Raw genomic sequence first — 18,127 nt, 5'->3', positions numbered from 1 at the left:
GGGCGCGGTGCGAAGGCGGTGCGATGTGCGCCGTCGCCCGCATACCGGGCGCGCCGGGGCGTCAGACCGGCGCGGTGACAGGGTCGTAGCCGAGGATCGACGGGTCTGCCGCGGGGGCAGTCGCCGCCTCGTAACGATCGGGATCGCGCGCCTGCGTCAGTTGGCCCTGATCGACCGATTTCGCATGGATCAACGTCGTGCGCGGGATGCGCGCCGCCTCGTAGCGGGCGAACGCGGGTTCCACCGCCCCCTCGGCTTCGAAGGCGCGGGCGAGGATCATCGCGTCCTCGATCGCCATCGCTGCGCCCATACCCAGAAATGGCAGCATCGCGTGCGCGGCGTCGCCGAGCAACGTCGCGCGGCCCTTGCTCCAGCGCGGCAGCGGCGCGCGGTCGAAGATGCCCCATTTGATGAGGTGGTCCGCGCGGCCGATCAGTCCCGTCACTGACGGGTGGAAATCGGCGAAGGTCGTCAGCATTTCGTCGCGCGTTGCGGGGGTGGACCAGCCTTCGTCGGCCCCTGCGTCGGTGGCGGCGAGGCCGACGCAGTTGAGGATGTTGCCCGAGCGGAGCGTGTAGCGGTTGAAGGTGCGCTTCGGCCCGAGGAACACCGCGCCGCGGCCGTGTTCGAGGAATGGCGAGGCGGCCGCTCGGTCGACTAGGAAACGGTACGCGATCTGTCCGGTGAAGCGCGGCGCGTCCGCGCCCCATAACAGCCCGCGCGCGACCGATCGCACGCCGTCGGCGGCGATCAGCGCATCGCCCTCCGCCACGCTGCCGTCGGCGAAGCGTGCGCGGACGCCGTGCGCGGTCTCCTCGATTCCCATGAGGCTGTGGCCGAGGTGGAGCGGGCCGTCGAACGCCGTCGCCAGCACGCGGTGCAGGTCGGCGCGGTGGCATTGGCGCGAGATGTCGGCTGCGCCGTCGTCAGGCAGGCCGATGCCGTGATCGAGCGCGCCTGCCAGTACCGCGCCGGTGCGATAGTGGAGGAAGGGGAAGCCGGTCGACGGCGTCGCGAAACTGGCGACCTGATCCTGTACGCCGAGGTGGCGGAACACGCTCTGCGCGCCGCGGCTGAGCGTCAGGCCGGCGCCGACCTCGCCCAGCGCGGGTGCGGCTTCGTGCACCTCGACCTCGAACCCTGCCTTGCGCAGCGCGAGCGCCGCGGTGAGGCCGCCCAACCCTGCGCCAATTACCAGGATGCGCGCGCTCATGGTTTCGGTCCCAGGTTGATGCTGATCGCCTTGGTCTTCAGATAGCCGTCGAGGCCATCGCGGCCGAATTCGCGGCCCCAGCCGGATTGGCGGTTGCCCCCGAACGGCGTCTCCGCGCTCATCGCGGCGTGAATGTTGACGCCGACCTGCCCTGAATCGACGCGCTTGGCGACGCGCAGCGCGCGCGCGATGTCGCGGGTCCAGACCGATCCGGACAGGCCGTACGGCGTGCCGTTGACCGCCTCGATCACCGCGTCTTCGTCATCGAAGCGGATGACCGACAGGACGGGTCCGAACACTTCCTCCTGTTCGATCCGCATACCGGGCGTGACATCGGTGAGCAGTGCCGGGCCGATGAAATGGCCGGGGCCGTCGATGACGTCGCTTTCCAGCAGCGGGGTCGCGCCCTCGGCCCTGGCGATGGCGATATAGTCGAGCACGCGCGCTTTCTGCCGTGCGGAGATCATCGGGCCAAGCACCGTGTCCGGATCGAGCCCATCGCCGACCGTCAGCGTCTTCGCGAACGCCGCGACGCCCTCGGCTACCCGGTCGTGAATGTCGGCGTGGAGGAACAGCCGCGATCCGGCCATGCATTGCTGCCCGGTCGAGAGGTAGCACGCCATTGCCGCAGCCGGGATCACCGCGTCGAGATCGGCGTCAGGAAAGACGATCACCGGCGACTTGCCGCCGAGTTCCAGGCTGACCTTCTTGAGGTTGCCGGTCGCGGCATCGACGATCTTGCGGCCCACTGCGGTCGATCCGGTGAAGGCGATCTTGTCGATAAGCGGATGCGCCGCCATGGCCGCACCGATATCCTCTCCATGGCCGTGGACCAGGTTGAACGCGCCCGCAGGGCCGCCCGCGTCGATCCAGATTTGCGCGAACAAATCGCCGACGAGTGGCGCGAGTTCGGCGGTCTTCAGGACGACGGTGCAGCCAGCCGCCAGCGCGGGCGCCATCTTTAGCGCGATCATCCCCGGCGGCGCATTCCACGGAACGATCGCGCCGACGACGCCGATAGGTTCGCGCACCGTCGCGACCATGATGTCCAGCGTCGGCCGCGCGGTGAGGCTTGGCTGGAAACTGTCGCCCGCGATCTTGCTCGCCCAGCCGGCATAGTAACGGAACAGTTCGGCCGCGAGGTGCCGCACGACCATCTTCGACGATGCGAGCGGCGATCCGTTGTCGAGCGTCATCACCTCGCCGATCAGGTCCGCGCGTGCTTCGAGCAGGTCGGCGAAGCGGCTGAGGATCACCCCGCGGTCGCGCCCGCCGAGCCGGCTCCAGTCGCCATGCAACGCCGAGCGCGCCGCACTGACCGCCTGATCGAGCTGGTCGAGCGAGGCGGCGCGCACTTCCGTCAGGGCATCTTCGCGTGCGGGATTCTCGACCGCAATGGTGCGGCCTTGGCCGTCGACCCATTCGCCGCCGATCAACAGGCGGTGCGGGCCGTCGAGAAAGGCGCGGGCGGCGGCGGAGGGGGCGGTGGTCATCGTGACGAGATGGCGGGGACGGGGGATGGTCCGCCATTGACGTGGTGTGGGGCAACCGAAATGCGGGAGGCTCGCGTGGGTGGTGACCAGGGGATCGGCGGCCAAAGTTCACACAAGTTCACACGGTATGCGTGCGTGAGGTGCGGTCGTCCGACACCGCGAATGTTGAGAATGTTGAGACGCTGGCGTTGCTTTCGCAAATGTTGAGAGCGGCGGTTTGCACGCTGGTGAGGGAGGGGATCGACGAAGTGAAAGAGCGTTGGGCAACCAGCGACTCTTACCAGATCGGCATCGTGTAGGAAAACGCGGGCGTCCGAGCCAAGAGACCGATTTTGACCCAAGCTCGTCACCCCGGTTTTGAGCCGGGGTCCCGCTTCTTCAAGCAATCAAGTCAGCTAAATCGTGCCAATCCGGATTAGTGCGTTCGATCAGCGCAAACTTCCATTCGCGCCGCCATCGCTTCACGCGCTTCTCATGCTCGATACAGGCCTCGATTTCATCGCCCGGCTCCGCCCATACCAGCCGGTTGAGCCCGTAGCGGGCGCAGAAGTCCGATCCCGCGCCCGATTGGTGCTGGCGAACGCGGGCGGCCAGGTGCGAGGTCACGCCGGCGTACATCGTGCCTCTATACCGATCGGCCATTGATGTAGACCCATCCGCCGTAGCGCCCATAATTCATCGTTCGATGTGAGAAAAAGCGGGACCCCGGGTCAAGCCCGGGGTGACGATAGTGAACAGAGCTTAATCAACGTAAGCCGAAACAGTATCCCTCAAATCACCGGCGCGGGATGCTCCTGGAACGCAAGGCGTTCGATGTCGGCGGCCATCGCCTTTAGCCGGGGCACGAAATCGCGCACGACCTGTTCGTGGGTCAGGCCGCGCGCCATGAAGACCATCAGGAGGACCGCCTTCACCTGGCCGCGTTCGAAGATGGGCACGCTAACGCTGCGTTCCTGCCCGAGGTCTAGCCCGAAGCTGTAGCCGCCTTCGCGGGCCTGCGCGAGCGCATAGCCGATACGGTTCGCGTCGCGCGCCGCCTCCTGCGATGGGTCGTCGGACTCGCGCAGGATCTGGAGCAGGATACGTTGCTGTTCGGGGTCGAGGAAGGCCAGGTGGACGATGCCGCTGGACGACACGCCCATCGCGATTTCCGAACCGATATGGCGGCGGTGGATGTTGAGCGAGGTCGCCGGATCGGTCGTCAGCCTCGTGCGCATATATTCGCCCGCGGGGGTCGCGATGATCAGCGGCCAGCCGATCTCTCGCGTGGTTTCGAACAGCATCGGGGCGGCGACGTGCGCGATCCAGCTTTCGTCCGAATAACCGCCCGACAACGCGCGGACGCGATCGGTGAGGAAGAAGCGCTTGGTCTGCGGATCGCGATCGACGAACCCCTCGGCGAGCAGGGTCATCAGCACGCGTTCGGCGGTAGTGCGCGGCAGGCCGAGTCCGCGGCTGAGCTCGGAAATCGCGAGCGATCCTTGCGCGTTGATCAGCATCATCGCCTTCAGCCCGCGCTTCAGCGATTTGAGTTCCTGGTCGGCATCCATGCGCCCATGATGTTTCGGTATCGGGGGCTTGGCAAGCTTGCGGGATGCGCAACGCACATTGCGGAATCAGACGTGGCGCGCACGGCCGCTGGCGACCACCATCGGAAACCGAAACCCGATCGACCTATATCGGCCCTCTATCGGCTGACGCTGGTCCAGGAGCATTCATGACGACCGCCACCGACCTGTTCATCGACGGCCCTGCGGGAAAACTGTCGGTCCGCACGAAAGGACTCGAAACGAACCCCGAGCATGTCGTCATCCTGGTGCAGGGCGCGAACCTGTCGGGGCAATTGGGGTATGATTTCGGTTTCGACGGGCGTGATGACTATTCGTTCATGGAGGCGCTGGTCGCGCGTGGGTTCGGCGCGGTGACCTTTTCGGTCCGCGGCTACCGTGACAGCGAGCTTCGCGATCATCCGCATTCGGTGAAGACCGAGCAGGCGATCGAGGATACCGCTGCGGTGATCGACTGGGTCGTCGCGCAGGGGTTTGCAAAGCCGCATTTGCTCGGCTGGTCGTGGGGCGGGCGGATCGTCGGGCGCTTTGCCGAGACGCGCGGCGAACGGATCGGGCGGCTGGTGCTGCTCGATCCGGCGATCGGCGGGGGGAATATCGTGCCTTTCCCGGAGAAGGACGAATGGTGGGCGAATACCGCGGCCTATTTCCGCGACCGGCTGGAACTGGAGTTCATGGAGCCGGAGGCGCATGAGGCGCTGGCCGCGCAGGCGGAGGCGCATGAGCCGCGCTCGCCCAACGGCATCCGGGTCGAGAACGAAGAAGGCAGCGTCGCCGCGGTCGCCGACCGGATCAGCGTGCCGACGCTGATGCTCTACGGTTTTGCGGCGGGGATGCAGAATTATATGCAGGGCGGGTCGGGGCGCGCCGATTTCTTCGAACGGCTGGCGACGAAGGACAAGGCGCTGGTGATCGTGCCCGACGGCGGTGACTACGGGCATCTGCAGAATGCGCGTCACCGGATGTGGAAGACGATCGCCGATTTCCTCGATGGGTGAGCGCATCCGCCGCCGTTACGTGGATGGCCGCTACGGGCAGGTGCATCTTCGGGAGAATACGCCGGTCGCGGGCGTGCCGCTGATCTGCCTGCACGCGACGGCCTATGCGTCGCGCAGCTTTGGCGCGCTGCTGGCCGCGCTCGACGGCACGCGCCACGTCATCGCGATCGACACGCCGGGTTACGGGGAATCGGACGCGCCGCCCATGCCGATCGGCATCGCGGCCTATGCCGCGGCGATCGCCGAGGTCTTGCCCGAGCGGTTCGACCTGTTCGGCTATCACACCGGGGTGTCGATTGCGGCGGAGATCGCGATTGCAGAGCCGGAGCGGGTCGGGCGGCTGACGATGATGGGCGTGCCTTATTTCCAAGCGATCGATTTCGCGGGCTGGCGCGCGCGGCTGGCGGCGCGGCATGAGTTGCGCGAAACGCTCGCGCAGTTCGAGGAGCGCTGGGATTTTCTGGTGATGGGGCGGCCGGAAGGGTTGCCGCTGCATCGCGGGTTCGAGAATTTCGTCGATGAGCTGAAGGCGTGGCCGAACGGCTGGTGGGCGCACGCCGCGCTGTTCGATCACGACCTGACCGCGCGCCTGCCGCTGATCCCGGTACCGGTGACGGTACTCAACCCGCCGGGGCATCTGGCCGATCCGTCGCGGGTAGCGGCGGCGCTGATCCCCGATGCGACGGTGGTCGAACTGCCCGAGCTGAGCGGCGCGGTGCTTGACCGCCACGCGGACGTGCTTGCGCGGCTAGTCGTGGCGACGGAAGAGGTCGTGGCTTAGGCGATCGCAGAACCGACCCTAAAACGGCAACCAGCGCGATTTGTGGGTGAAGTTCATATAACCGACGTTCACGCCCGCGCGCCACCCGACGCCCAGCCGCACCGGGATCAGCACGACGTTGCCGCGCCGCAGATAGGTCGCCGCAAACCCGCCGACGAAATACAGCCGTCCCTCGGCCGCGGGGAAGCGGCGGTACAATTCCTCGGTATCATAAAGGTTATAGACCAGCACGAAGACCTTGTTCGCATCCCCGCCGACATCGAAGCCGACCGACGGCCCGGTCCAGTAGACGGGTTTCTGACCCTCCACCTTGTGCGTCATGATGCCCGAGCCGTAGCGCAGCCCGACGACGAACGCGCCCGAAGCCTCGCGTCCGGCGATGTAGGCGTTGGGTTCGCCCTGTTCCTTCAGGATCTTCTCGATGATCCCGCCGAACCCCTCCGCGCCCTTGCCGAACACGCCTTCGCCCGCACCGATCAGGTCGTCGCGCTTGAACGTGTCCTCCGCCTGCGTCGTGGCTTCCGCGCGCGCTGCGGCCGGTGGCGCGCCATAGGGTTGCGTCGCGCCCGAGGTGGCGGGCGGAGTGGGCGTCGGCTCGGAGGGAACCGGTTCGTCGGGATAGGCGGGCGGGGCATCGGATGGCTGGCTAGACGGTGGGGGACCGGACAGATCGCTGTCGATCGCTTGGTTGGGATCGATCGTCCGCACCTGCGCCGAGACGGGGCCGGCGACGATCATCGCGGCGAGCCCGAAGGCGATCATCAACTTGCGCATGGCCCGCACTTTCCCCCAGGAAAACCCCGTTTAGCGAGGTTAACCAACTCCCGCCTGTCCCGGCAATGAACGGCGCGCCCAGCCGAGTCGATTTCGCGCCAGAACGAATCGTGCATCGCTCGGTTGATCGCCCGCGACACGCCCGCTATAGCCCGCGCTCGCTGCACAGCCGGAGACGTGGGTGAGTGGCTGAAACCAACGCTTTGCTAAAGCGTCGTACGGGAAACCGTACCGAGGGTTCGAATCCCTCCGTCTCCGCCAAGGCTGCTTTCAAAATATTGATTTAGCGCGATATTGTTGACGTTGTCGCGATACTTCCACTGAGGCGCGGTGTGACCGCATTGACGGTACCAATCTCCATCGGTGCTGGTCCCTTGTCACCGACCGCGTCGAGGGCGATCAGGCAAACGCGGAATAATCGACCTGGATGACCTCTCCGGTGCGCACGTCGATCAGGAGGGCATCAGGGCCATAGCGCACCCATTCATACCCGGTGGGCGGCACGTCGAGACCGAACAGCCAGAAATCGGCGATGCGATACTGGTCGCGCCAGAAGAAGCTCGGCAGAAACTCGCCATAGTGCCACCGGCGGTAATGCCAGTTCGGCGGGGCGGGATAGCGCCCGATCCGATACGCATGATCGGCGCGGAAATTGTGGTTGAAGGCGCTCCGGTCCAGCCGGTCGGGCCGCAGATCGACGCCCTCCGGGCGGTCCAGCCGCCGGTACCCGAGCGGCGCGCGCTGGTGTTCCATCGCAAAGGCGGGACGGCCGTCTTCGCGCGCCGCGGCGGCGGCCAGTCCGCTCTGCACCGCGAAAATGGTGGCGAGGCCTGCCGCAATACTGCGCGCGACGAGCGGGCGGGCGGCGAGAGGTCGGCTGTTCGGCATGACGCTTCTCCTTTGAAGTCGATGCCGGCCGAAGATAGCCATACGCCGTTTTCCGGCGGCTGGCCGAAAGGTTAATTGCCGGAAACCTTTTCAGCGATCGCGCCCGTCACGCGGCCGGACCGATCCAGCTTGCCCCAACCGACCACCCAGCCGCCAATTGCAGAAGCGATCGCGCGCAGCACCACCGAATACATGATCTGGCGATAGACCAGCCGCTGTGCGATCAGCAGATGCGCAGGATAGCGTATGCGATGTCCGTCGAGCCGGTAGGCGATCCAGCCGCAGGCCGTGTCGATCGCGGTGAAGGCGAGCCAGTAGAGGCCCATCGCGCCGACGTCGCCGCGGGTTTGCGCCCAGCCATGCTCCGCCACCCGGCCGAGCGTGCCGGCGATCGATACGATCAGCGCCAGATCGATCAGCGGCGATATCGCGGCGAAAAAGATCTGAAACAGCCATGCCTGCGGCAGTCCGACCAGCGCCAAGCCGGACGGTGCGCCGGTCCGCAGCACGCGGCGATGTTTCCACAGGCATTGCAACGTGCCGAAGGCCCAGCGGTACCGTTGCTTCGCCAGCGCACGAAAGCTCTCCGGCGCCTCGGTCCATGCGGTCGCTTGCGGATCGTAGGTGACACGCCAGCCCGCGCGCTGGATCGCGATCGTCAGGTCTTGATCTTCCGCCAGTGTATCTTCTGGATAGCCTCCTACAGCGTCGAGTGCGGCGCGCCGCCACGCGCCGACCGCGCCCGGCACCACCGTCATCGCGTCGAACCCGGCGAGCGCGCGGCGTTCCAGATTCTGCGCGGTGATGTATTCGACCGCCTGCCAGCGGGTGACCAGGTTGATGCGGTTACCGACCCGCGCATCGCCCGCCACCGCGCCGATGAGGGGGTCGGCGAACCAGCGCGCAAGGCGGCGGATCGTCTGCGGTTCGAACTGGGTGTCGGCGTCCAGCGCGATCACCACCTCGCCGCGCGCGCGCAACAGCGCGCGGTTCAGCGCCGCCGCCTTGCCGCCGTTCTCCAGCGTCAGCAGCGTGACGCGCGCGTCCTCGCCGAAGGCCGCGGCGACGATGGCGCTGGTCGCGTCGGTCGATCCGTCGTCCGCGACGATCACCTGGATCGCTGGATAGTCGCTGGTCAGCACACGGCGCACCGACGCCGTAATGACGGCGGCTTCGTTGTAGGCGGGGACGATGACCGAGATGGTGGGCTCGAAAACCGGCGGCGTGGCCGGGCGGCGTCGGCTTTGCGTCCAGGCCAACAGCGCCATGACCACCGCGCGCATGATGCCAAGCGCAATGGCGAGATAGAACAACCACGCCAGCGCCGCGGCGCCGGCCGCCAGCACGACAAAGATCGCGACATCGGTGCGGACGGCCCAAAGATCGCCCGGCGACACCGACGGCATCGCCGCGGCCTGCGGCAGGCCGACGAGTTGCGATACGGGTACGAAGCGGTAGCCCTCCGCCTTCAACCCCATAATGATGCGCGGCAGCGCCGCGACCGTTTCGGAACGGTCGCCGCCGCCATCGTGCAGCAGGATGACGTTGGCCGGCGCATCCGGCCGGCCGGCATGCACCTGCTTCATCACCTGATCCACGATCGCATCGACGCCGGGCCGCTGCCAGTCGTTCGGGTCGACGTGCAGTCCCACCACGGTATAGCCCGCCTGTTGCGCCTCCAGCGCGGGATGCAGTTCGTCGGCCGTGGTCGGTTCGGCGTCACCGAAATACGGTGCGCGGAACAGCCGCATGCTGCGGCCGGTATAGGCCTCGACCAGGCGCTGGGTCGCGTTCAGCTCGAGCCGGGTTCCACCCGGCGACGTGGTCGCCAGATTGGGGTGCGTATAGGTGTGATTGCCGATCTCTCCGCCATCGGCGACGATACGGTTCAGCAATTGTGGATGCCTGAGCGCATTTTCCCCGATCACGAAGAATGTCGCGGGGACGTGCGCCGCCTCCAGCACGTCCAGGATGCGGGGCGTCCACGTCGCATCCGGCCCGTCGTCGAACGTCAGCGCGAGCAGTTTCGGATCGCGCGCCTCCGCCCGCTGGACGACATAGGGGGTGGGCAGCACGGTGTAATGTTCGTCGCGGATTATCCCCTGTCCGTCGCGCGCGATCATCCGCCGCCCTTCGGTGGGGGTGGCGGTGATGCGCAGGATCTCGCCATTCCCCTCCACGTCGGCGTTCAGCAGCGAGCGCGGGCGCGACAGATCGGGCGCGCCACCCCGTCGGAAGGCGAGGAGTCCGGACCAGAAACCGGGATCTTCGCTGCCCAACCGCCATAGCGCCACGTCGTCGATACCCAGCCGCTTCATCGCCTGAAGCTGGTTCCAGCTGGACGCCGCATCCAGCATCCACACGTTGTGCCGCTGGCCGTCTTCGTCATAGGCGAAACCGGCGTTGCCGCTGCCCGTGTCGAACGTGATCGTCGCGTCGCTGTCGTGCGCGGCGAGCCATGCCTCCTCGATCGACAGCGCGTCGGCGTCGCCGCCATGCCAGTCGTAGGCATAGCTGCCGAGCGCGACGACGAGACGGTCGCCGAGCGCACGCTGCGCCTGTTCGACCGCGCGGACGAACCAGTCCTGCGAAGCGATCGGCCCGGCCGCGCCGGTTTCCCAATGTTCGTCATACGCCATGAAGATCACGCGGTCGGCGACCTTGGCATAGCGCCCCAGCGGCCAGTCCTCATCCGCCGCAGGGACGGTCACGGCAAGCGATGCCCGGTGCGGCAGCCCCTTACGCAGATCGCGCAGGAACGTCAGATAGTGGGACTGCGCCGAGCGCGGCAGCGCCTCGAAATCCATCACCAGCCCCGCCCCGTGCGCTCCGGCGACCATCGCACCGAGCCGCACCGCCAATGCGCGGCGCTCCGCCGGATCGGCCAACAACGTCGCGGTGGCGGCCCCGTCCCAGCCGGTCGCGCCATAGTTCTGGACCATCGGCAGCACCTTGGGCGGATGCGGCATCGCCGCGATCATCCGGTCGAACAGCGCATCGTTACTGACGGTGATGGCGTGCCCCGGCCCGGCGACGGAGACGAACGCGGGCACGACCCAGTCCAGCGCATCGACGTGGCGGCGCAGCGACGCGATGCTCGCATCGTCGCCGGGAACATAGAATCCGATCGAAAGCGGGGTGTGCGGGTTTTTGTTGTGCCCGTGCGGCAGCCAGCGCGCGAGGCCCCGCGCGCTGCCGCCCCGCATGGCGGCGGCATGCGGCTGGGGAAGTGGGAGCGCCAGGTCGCGCCCGTGCGGCACCGCGATCAACGTCGATGCGAACGCCAGTGAAGCGACGAAGATCGCGAGCAGGATGGCGAACGCCGTGCGCTTCGACCAGCGGCTCCTCCGTCCTGTCGGATCGAAGAACACCGGGTCACGCATCGGCGATTCCGCCAATCTCTTGCCGCTTTCCCAAGATGCACTTTCTCCCGGTCACCCGATCGCGACCCGGCGTATCCTTCGCCGCGCGCATATTCCGGGACGCTGGGCGACAGCTTAACGCTGCGTCATGATCGGCGACGGCGCGCCGAAAGTCGCGGGGCCGTAAGGCGCGTGTCAGCTTGCTCCGCCATCTTGATGGCGCTGCGCATGACGCAGCAGGCTCGAAGGCCGCGAGCCACGGACGATCCGCCCGCGTCTCGCGTACCTCCTTCACGAAGGAAATCATGTCATGGTGCATCTTACCAAGGTCGCCGTCCGCGGCGTCGCACTGCTCGCCGCCACCGCCACATCGGGGGGATTGCTGATGGCATCGATGGCGACGCCGACGCTGGCCGCGCCTCGCGATCCGAACACCGCGGCCGTGCAGGTATATCCGCCGTGCACCCGCACGCTGATCGATCATTGTCAGCAAATTCGCCATTCGCCCCGGCCGGACGCCCGGCAAGAGGCGGCGCTGGTCCGCAGGCAGCAGGAGGCGGCGTCATGAGCATTCGGAGGCCGCTTGCCGCGCTGCTGCTCGGCGCGGCGACTGTCGCAGGCTGAACGACGACGGGCACGGGTACCGGAGAGTCGCGCGTGCCCGGCGATGCCGCCAGCTTCACCTGGACCGCGCAGGGCGCACGAACCGGCACGATGACCGCGATGCTCGGAAATGGAGCCAGCTACACCGGCCCGTTCTTCCAAGTCACGCAGGAGACGCAGGTCGACGATCTGTCGCCGTTGTGGATCGGTTGGGGCGGACCCGGCTGGCGCGGTCGCGGGCGCTGGTGGGGGCGGCGCGGTTTCGGTTATTGGGGTGACTGGGGGCCGAACACGCAGTTCGTGACGCATTATTCGGGCAAGGTGCTTGCCAATCTGGCGGGATCGGACGGCCGGATGCGGTGCCGCTTCACGCTGATGCGGCCATCCAGCGGCATGGCGGGCGGCGGCGAGGGCGATTGCCAGCTTCCTGCGGGCGCGACGATCCAGGCGACGTTCGCGCCGACATGACCTGGGCCGGATGCGCACGGCCTGTGGGCAGTCGATCAATGGCCGCCCACCGGCATCTGTCCAATTCGTAATCTGCCGCCAACCGTCCCGCACGCCCGGCCAGTACAGGATCGGTCTGCCGTGCATGGAGCCAACGCCATGTCCCACAATCATTCCGGCGCACGCGAATGCGGGTGTTGATCGTCGAGGACAATTGCGAATTGGCGCGCGCGATGCGCGACGCTTTCGGGCGGCGGCACGTGCATGCCGACATCGCGTCGAGCGCGGTGGATGCGGAGGTGATGATCCGGACCACCGCTTATGCGCTCGTCATTCTCGATCTGGGCCTGCCCGACGAAGACGGCCTTGCTCTGTTGCGCCGCCTGCGCGCGGCGCGGTGCGGCGAGCCGGTCGTCGTGGTCACGGCGCGCGCCGCGGTGGAATCGCGGATCGAGGGGCTGTCGGCCGGGGCCGACGATTACGTGACGAAGCCGTTCCATTTCGAAGAGCTGTACGCGCGCGTGCAGGCGCTGCTGCGGCGCGACGGCGGCGGGTACGACCGCAGCGTCGTCGCCGCGTCGCTGTCGCTCCATCCCGATACGCGCGCGTTCGCGATCGACGGAAGGCCGGTCGACCTGCCGCTGCGCGAGGGCGAATTGCTCGAATGGCTGATGCGCCGCTTCGGTCGCGTGGTGCCCAAACGCATGCTGGAGGATCAGTTGTTCGGTTCGGGTGACACGCTCGGTTCGAACGCGGTGGAGGTCTATGTCCATCGCCTGCGCAAGCGGCTGGAGACGGAGGACGCCGGGCTGACGATCCAGACGGTCCGCGGCGTCGGTTACATGCTGCTGGCGGCATGAGGCTTCGCTGGCCGCAATCACTGTTCGGGCAACTGCTGCTGGCGCAGGCCATGCTGGTCGGTGTGGCCGCGCCGATCATGCCGATCGCGATCGGCGCGGTGCTGCAGCGCACCGCCGACGATTTCGTGGCGGGAAGGCTGCGGCATGACGCGACGCTGATCGCCTGGCGGTTGCAGCATCGGCACGACCGCGGAGCGCCCGCCATCCTGCGCGATCTCGGTCCGCCTTACGCGATCCGCGCGACACGCGGGTTCCGAATTTTGGGTGAGGACGGACGGCTCGCCGTCGGCGGCGGTGCGAACGACCGGTTTCCGCCCGCGGCGCTGGATCGCGCCCCGTCGTTCACGCGTCACGGCGATCTTGATGTGTATCAGCAAGCGACCGTCGTGGGCGGACGCCCATTCCTCATCCAGGTCGCGCAGGATCGCTCCCAGCCCGAGGTCATCGTCGACGACATCGTGACGACGTTCCTGCGCCGTGCGTGGTGGATGTTGCCCGCGATGCTGTCGCTTTCGTTGCTCGGCTGCGCGATCGTCGCACGCCGGTCGACGGCGCGGCTGCGGGGCGCATCGCGCGACGCGGACCGGATCGGCCCGGACAATCTCGACGGACGGATCGCAGTCGCGCCGCTTCCGCTCGAGGTGCGGGGCCTTGCATCTGCGACGAATGCGGCGCTCGATCGGGTAGAGGACGCCTATCGACGGCAGACCGCGTTCGTCGCCAGCGTCGCGCATGAACTGCGCACGCCGCTCGCGCTGGTGATGCTGCGGTGCGACGCGCTGCTCCCTTCGCCGGAGCGCGACGCGCTGCATCGCGCGATCGATCAGTCCACCCACGTGGTTTCGCAATTGATGGAGCTTGCGGCGATCGACGGGCGACCGCCCGAACTTGGGCCGATCGACATCGCCGGCGTGGTCGATCAAGTGGTCCGCGAGCGCGCGCCGATCGTGTTCCGATCAGGCCGATCGATCGAGGCGGCAGTGGCGGATCAGAACCGGGCCACCGGAAATGCCGGATTGTTGCACATCGCCGTCGCCAATCTGATCGACAACGCCGTCCGCCATACCCCGGCCGGTACGCACATCGTCGTCGCCGCGCGTCGCGGCCTCATCGAGGTGGCGGACGATGGTCCGGGCGTCGTCGCTTCCAGCGACGAAGCGGGCCGCGTCCGGGTCCGCGCGGCGGGACGGCAGCGCACCGATGGCGCGGGCCTTGGTCTGGCGATCGTCGCGCGGATCATGACGACGATGGGCGGCAGGATGGAATTCGCGACGCCCACCGCCGGCACGCTGGTACGGCTGTTCCTCGAACCCGGCTAGCGCAGCCTCAATCGATGATCGTCGGATCGGCGTGTCGCAACGCCTGGATGATGGTGGCGATGATCAGTTTGTGGTCACGGCGGAGGAAATGCCCGCCGGGCAGCGGGACTACCTGCGCGCGCGTGCCGCGCAGCAGCGGGCACAGGCTGTCGGTTTCCGCAGCGCCGTAGATGCAGCTGACCGGCGTCCAGTCGAGGCGTCGCAGCGCGGCGGCGGGCGTCGCGTCAGGAGTGCCGCGATAGGTTATTTCGGTCGGATCGGCGCGGAAGAATACGGTCCGCGACGGCACCACCAGGTTGATCGCCGCCACCTTCGGCCGCAACACGGTCGGGAGATCGAGTGCGGCGGTGGCGACGATGTCCGCGCCGAACGATTGGCCCATCAGCACCACGCGGCTGGCGCCGGTGCGCGCGAGCGCAAGCCGGATCGCGTTCGCTACGATCGCATCGACCTGTGCCCGCGAACGGTGCGAGGCGAAATTGACCGCTGAATCGATCCCGGCCACCGGAATACCCCGCGCGGCGAGCGCCGAGATCACTTTCGGACTCTTGCCGAACCGCAGGCCCGTGTCGCCCGAGGCATAGACCGCGACAACATCGGGATGCGCTTTGCTGGTCCCGAACATCCGGATCGCCGGGCGATCGATCAGATGCAGTGCCGGTACGAGCACGGCGAGCGCCACCACCAGTCCCGCCAGCCCCGCCAGCAGCGCGGCGATGCCGAGCACCCGGCGGAGGCGCGCGATCGGCTTCGCGATCATGACAGGGCCGTCGCTTCGCGCAGCATCGGATACGCGCCGCGCGCTTCGACCGGCGGTGCGGTATCGACACGCGCGCGGGGCGGCGCGGGCTGCGGACGGCCAATCAGACGCGAAAGATCGCGCAATGCCTGGAGCAGGCCGATCCCGTGCGGCCCGGCGATGTAGCGCGGCTCCCACCGCGGCGCGAATTTCTCCTTGTACCCGCGCAAGCCCCTGAAGCCGTAGAACCGCTCGCCGTGCCGGAAGACGAAAGCCGCCGTCTTCGCCCATGCGGGCGCCAGCCGGCGGTCCTCGATGCCCGACAGCGGGGCCGTGCCGAGAGAGAAGCGCGCGTAGCCGCGCGATCCGGCCCACCGGATCAGGTGCGCGAACAGGAAGTCCATCGTTCCCGACGGCGCATCCTCGCCGTGCCGCATCAGGTCGATCGAGACCTCCTGCATGTTCGCGGTCCGCCAGATATTCGCGAACGCCACGATCCGGTCGTCCACTGTGACGATGCCGACGTCGAAATTGGCCAGGTAAGCGCGATCGAAATGGCCGAGGCTGAACCCCTTCTCGCGCTGGTGCTTGGCCGCCAGCCACGCGTCCGAGATCGCCGCTAGTTCATCGGCGATCACGCTGACCGCGGCGGCCGGGACGAGGCGGAACTGGCCGCCCTTCCGCGCGACGTTCCGCTCCGACCGCCGCACGCCGCGCAGGCCTGGCGCGTCGAAGGTGAAACCGTCGAGGTCGATGATCGCCTCCTCCCCGTATTTGATGATGTTCAGCCCCATGCCGATCGCGATATCCAGCACCGGGGACGACACCTCGTACAGCAGCAATCGGCCTTGCTGACGGTCGGCGAGGTCGCGCAGCCGCCATAGCAACTCGCCCCACGCGCCGTGTGCGCCGACCGGATCGCCCATCACGATCCAGCTGGCGCCGACGACCTGATACATCAGGAAGCAATCATTGGCGGCGGATACGAGGAACCGTTTGTCGCCGGTGAGCGCGAGCATCGCATCGGTGCGGACCGCGTGGTCCAGGATCGGCCGGATGACGGCGGGGTCGACCTCGCCGCCGGTCACCGTCGCCGCGCGCGCCGGGGCCATCAGCCGCCACAATCCCGCCCCCGCCAGCACGACGGTCATGCCCAGCAACGCGCGCAGAAACCGCGACGCGTCGCCGTGCAGCGCGAACTGCCACCACAGATCGCCGCTGTAATCGATGTGGCGATACGCGAAGAAACCCGTCCATACGGTCAGAGCGATCATCGTCGCCATCGATGCCAGCCACGCCGCCCCGCCCGGCCGGCTCGTCAGGGTCGTGCGGCGGTAGAAGGCGGCGCGGGTCGATTGCAGCAATGCCGCGACCGACAGGCAGACGATCGCCTCCTCGTAATCGAACCCCTTGGCGAGCGAGAAGACCGCGCCCGCCACCAACAGCGCACGCGTCGCCACGAACGCCCCGTCCAGCCGGCGGTACAGGCTGGGGGCGAGCAGCAGCAGGCCGGTCCCGACCAGGCTGGCCGCGATATGGCTCGCTTCGATGAACGGCAGCGGCAGGACATTGGCTAGCAATCCCATCCGGTCGTGCAGGGAGGGGAGTGATCCTGAGAGTAGGAGCATTGCGCCACCCATGAACGTCGCGGCGCTCAGCGCGAGCGGCGCGACGCCGGTCGCCAGCTCCCGCACGCCGGACAGCAGCCGCAGCGATGCGCGCCGTTCAGCGCTGCCGCGCCATGCCAGCATGACGATGCCGGCGGCGAGCGGAAGCAGATAATAGATGATGCGATAGGCGATCAGCGCCGCGAACAAGGTGGCCCGGTCGACCGGCACCACGGCGAGAACGACCGCTTCGAACACGCCCAGCCCACCCGGCACGTGCGTGACGACCGCGGCGACGATTCCGAGCGTATAGGCCAGGACGAACTGCGGCAGCAGCACGGTCGACGCACCCGGAATGAGCACGAACAGCGCCGCGCTGGCGAGGGCGATGTCGAGCGCGGCGATCGCGATCTGCATCACGCCCTGCCGGGAGGTCGGCAGCGGCACCGCGAACCCGAACAGGCGGATCACTTTGCCGATCGCCCCGCAGGCCGTGACCAGCAACGCGGCGAGCACGACGATCGACCAGCCCAGGAAACGGATCATGCCCTGGCCAAGCGTCAGGCCGGCGACCGTGACGGCCCCGTCGTGAGACAGCAGGGCGATACCCGTCACGGTCACGACGCCCGCCCAGAATGCGCCGCCAGCGATGGCGACCACCCGCGCGACATCCGCGCCGTCGAGGCCCGCCGCGGTATAGACACGGTAGCGCGCCGAGCCGCCGGTGAGCAGCGACAGGCCAAGATTGTGGCTGAGCGTGTAGCTGGTGAATGACGCCAGCGCCGCGGTGCGCCAGGGCAGCGGGCGACCGATAACCCGCAGCGCCAGCACATCGTAGAACGTCAGCGCCACGTAGCTGCCGACGGTGAACAGCAGGGCCAGCGCGAGGCGGTCCGCGGGCAACGCATGCACCGCGGCGCGAACGTCGCTGAAGTGGATTTCGCTGGTCAAATGTTCGAGCGCGGTGAACCCGAGCGCGATCAGCAACAAGACGACGGCCACGCCGATCAGCTTGCGGTGACGGGTGAGGGTCGGACCCAAGTCACGCATCGGGAAGCCGTTCGATGCGGTTCCAGATTTGCGATTTGCAGATCAGCCCGCCCAGGATGCAGCCCTTGATTCCAAGCCGCGTCGGCGAAAGCTCGTCGATCCGCGACGAAAATCGCCTGCCCATGTCGGGCACGAACACGACGCCCTTCCAGGACGTCGCCCCGGTGGCGCCATAGTCCTCGAGCAATTTGGTGCCGAGCAACTGGGTGACGCCGCCGTCCCGTGCATCCGACCGCGCTTCCTGATTGGCCCACGCGATCCAGCCGCACAGCTTGTCGCCACACGCGCCGGTCCGGACGATGACGTTGCCGTGCGGATTGATCCACAATCCCTGCGGCTGGTGTGGCGCTGGGTTGTCGGCGAACGCCGGGTTCGCCGTCATGAGGAGCGAGAGCGCCGCCAGTGCCGTGAACCGCTTCGTCATC

Annotated in this window: 15 protein-coding genes, 1 tRNA gene and 1 pseudogene; 7 read left to right on the top strand and 10 right to left on the bottom strand. The window is 67.6% G+C overall.

The genetic code is table 11. From position 1 onward, the window contains the following. Positions 1–61 precede the first annotated feature (61 nt). The 4 genes and pseudogenes from M0208_RS09375 to M0208_RS09360 all read right to left on the bottom strand — a co-directional run bounded on the left by M0208_RS09375 (position 62) and on the right by M0208_RS09360 (position 4,256). Positions 62–1,213 (bottom strand): FAD-dependent monooxygenase, encoded by a 1,152-nt coding sequence (locus tag M0208_RS09375; protein WP_258891441.1) that lies wholly within the window; start codon positions 1,211–1,213, stop codon positions 62–64. Continuing rightward, entirely contained in the window at positions 1,210–2,706 is a 1,497-nt protein-coding gene (locus M0208_RS09370) for an aldehyde dehydrogenase (protein WP_258891440.1), read from the bottom strand. The genes M0208_RS09375 and M0208_RS09370 overlap by 4 nt, the downstream gene beginning before the upstream one ends. A 378-nt stretch (positions 2,707–3,084) precedes the next feature. After that, a pseudogene (locus M0208_RS09365) lies at positions 3,085–3,385 on the bottom strand (GIY-YIG nuclease family protein). A gap of 91 nt (positions 3,386–3,476) precedes the next feature. Further along, positions 3,477–4,256 carry a helix-turn-helix domain-containing protein gene (locus M0208_RS09360; RefSeq protein WP_258891439.1) on the bottom strand — a complete coding sequence of 260 codons (780 nt, stop codon included), beginning with the start codon at positions 4,254–4,256 and terminating at the stop codon, positions 3,477–3,479. A gap of 167 nt (positions 4,257–4,423) precedes the next feature. Between M0208_RS09360 and M0208_RS09355 the strand changes: the two genes are divergently transcribed. Together M0208_RS09355 and M0208_RS09350 are read left to right on the top strand one after the other, a co-directional pair. Further along, positions 4,424–5,272 (top strand): alpha/beta hydrolase, encoded by an 849-nt coding sequence (locus M0208_RS09355; RefSeq protein ID WP_258891438.1) that lies wholly within the window; start codon positions 4,424–4,426, stop codon positions 5,270–5,272. After that, positions 5,265–6,053 carry an alpha/beta fold hydrolase gene (locus tag M0208_RS09350; RefSeq protein ID WP_258891437.1) on the top strand — a complete coding sequence of 263 codons (789 nt, stop codon included), beginning with the start codon at positions 5,265–5,267 and terminating at the stop codon, positions 6,051–6,053. The genes M0208_RS09355 and M0208_RS09350 overlap by 8 nt, the downstream gene beginning before the upstream one ends. An 18-nt stretch (positions 6,054–6,071) precedes the next feature. Here M0208_RS09350 and M0208_RS09345 read toward each other — a convergent pair whose 3' ends face one another. Then, entirely contained in the window at positions 6,072–6,827 is a 756-nt protein-coding gene (locus M0208_RS09345) for a DUF1134 domain-containing protein (RefSeq protein WP_258891436.1), read from the bottom strand. 171 nt (positions 6,828–6,998) lie between these two features. Between M0208_RS09345 and M0208_RS09340 the strand changes: the two genes are divergently transcribed. Further along, positions 6,999–7,088 (top strand) — tRNA-Ser (locus M0208_RS09340). A gap of 138 nt (positions 7,089–7,226) precedes the next feature. Here M0208_RS09340 and M0208_RS09335 read toward each other — a convergent pair. Both M0208_RS09335 and M0208_RS09330 read right to left on the bottom strand, forming a co-directional pair. After that, entirely contained in the window at positions 7,227–7,715 is a 489-nt protein-coding gene (locus M0208_RS09335; protein ID WP_258891435.1) for an RcnB family protein, read from the bottom strand. A 71-nt stretch (positions 7,716–7,786) separates the two neighbouring features. Next, positions 7,787–11,098 (bottom strand): glycosyltransferase, encoded by a 3,312-nt coding sequence (locus M0208_RS09330; protein WP_258891434.1) that lies wholly within the window; start codon positions 11,096–11,098, stop codon positions 7,787–7,789. 289 nt (positions 11,099–11,387) lie between these two features. Here M0208_RS09330 and M0208_RS09325 point away from each other — a divergent pair, with 289 nt between their 5' ends. The 4 genes from M0208_RS09325 to M0208_RS09310 all read left to right on the top strand — a co-directional run bounded on the left by M0208_RS09325 (position 11,388) and on the right by M0208_RS09310 (position 14,306). Further along, positions 11,388–11,645 (top strand): hypothetical protein, encoded by a 258-nt coding sequence (locus tag M0208_RS09325; RefSeq protein WP_258891433.1) that lies wholly within the window; start codon positions 11,388–11,390, stop codon positions 11,643–11,645. Positions 11,646–11,734: 89 nt separating this feature from the next. Beyond that, positions 11,735–12,148: a hypothetical protein gene (locus M0208_RS09320; RefSeq protein ID WP_258891432.1), complete on the top strand. Its 414-nt coding sequence runs from the start codon at positions 11,735–11,737 to the stop codon at positions 12,146–12,148. Positions 12,149–12,315: 167 nt separating this feature from the next. Further along, complete coding sequence (locus M0208_RS09315) at positions 12,316–12,987, top strand: response regulator transcription factor (RefSeq protein ID WP_258891431.1); 672 nt, start codon at positions 12,316–12,318, stop codon at positions 12,985–12,987. Then, positions 12,984–14,306: an ATP-binding protein gene (locus M0208_RS09310; protein WP_258891430.1), complete on the top strand. Its 1,323-nt coding sequence runs from the start codon at positions 12,984–12,986 to the stop codon at positions 14,304–14,306. Before M0208_RS09315 ends, M0208_RS09310 begins: the two co-directional genes overlap by 4 nt. A gap of 7 nt (positions 14,307–14,313) precedes the next feature. Here M0208_RS09310 and M0208_RS09305 read toward each other — a convergent pair whose 3' ends face one another. Genes M0208_RS09305 through M0208_RS09295 form a run of 3 tightly spaced genes read right to left on the bottom strand, consistent with a single transcriptional unit; the run spans position 14,314 to position 18,126 of the window. Further along, the gene (locus M0208_RS09305) at positions 14,314–15,066 is read right to left on the bottom strand and encodes a virulence factor (RefSeq protein WP_258891429.1); all 753 of its coding nucleotides are present in this window, start codon (positions 15,064–15,066) and stop codon (positions 14,314–14,316) included. Further along, complete coding sequence (gene mprF, locus M0208_RS09300) at positions 15,063–17,702, bottom strand: bifunctional lysylphosphatidylglycerol flippase/synthetase MprF (RefSeq protein ID WP_258891428.1); 2,640 nt, start codon at positions 17,700–17,702, stop codon at positions 15,063–15,065. Before mprF ends, M0208_RS09305 begins: the two co-directional genes overlap by 4 nt. Next, a complete protein-coding gene (locus tag M0208_RS09295; protein WP_258891427.1) occupies positions 17,695–18,126 on the bottom strand; it encodes a DUF2147 domain-containing protein in 432 nt (143 codons plus the stop codon). The genes mprF and M0208_RS09295 overlap by 8 nt, the downstream gene beginning before the upstream one ends. Position 18,127: the final 1 nt, after the last annotated feature.

It is taken from the genome of Sphingomonas sp. SUN019 (genome assembly GCF_024758705.1).
In the GTDB taxonomy this organism is placed as follows: Bacteria; Pseudomonadota; Alphaproteobacteria; order Sphingomonadales; family Sphingomonadaceae; genus Sphingomonas.
The sequence above is the reverse complement of the archived record's forward strand: the minus strand, read 5'-3'. Positions and strand labels throughout refer to the sequence as shown.